The sequence below is a fragment of the Burkholderia sp. GbtcB21 genome (assembly GCF_019091065.1).
Taxonomy (GTDB): domain Bacteria; phylum Pseudomonadota; class Gammaproteobacteria; order Burkholderiales; family Burkholderiaceae; genus Burkholderia; species Burkholderia pyrrocinia_C.
In genome coordinates this window covers 1-229 of record NZ_JAGXKA010000572.1, presented here as the reverse complement: position 1 = coordinate 229, position 229 = coordinate 1, and the positions used below count along the sequence as shown (strand labels likewise).

Below are 229 nucleotides of genomic sequence, written 5' to 3'. Positions count from 1 at the left end.
GCGACAACGAACCGTACACGTTCACCGCGCCGAGGCCGGGCGACGTATTCCTGCCGACGGCGAGGTTGCCGCCATTCAGGTGCGTGCCGCCCGTATACGTGTTCGAGCCCGTCAGCGTTTGCGTGCCGGCGCCGGCCACCGTCACGCTGCCCGCCCCGCCGATCGTGCCGGCTTAGGTCGCATTGGCGCAGCCGTTGAGCGTCAGCGACTTGCCGCCGAGGTTCACGTT

1 protein-coding gene is annotated in these 229 nt (G+C 69.0%); it reads right to left on the bottom strand.

The annotated features are described in order from the left end of the window. Positions 1-139 (bottom strand): autotransporter-associated beta strand repeat-containing protein (locus tag KVT39_RS38625; protein WP_368858979.1); only part of this gene is annotated, 139 nt, incomplete at its 3' end. Positions 140-229: the final 90 nt, after the last annotated feature.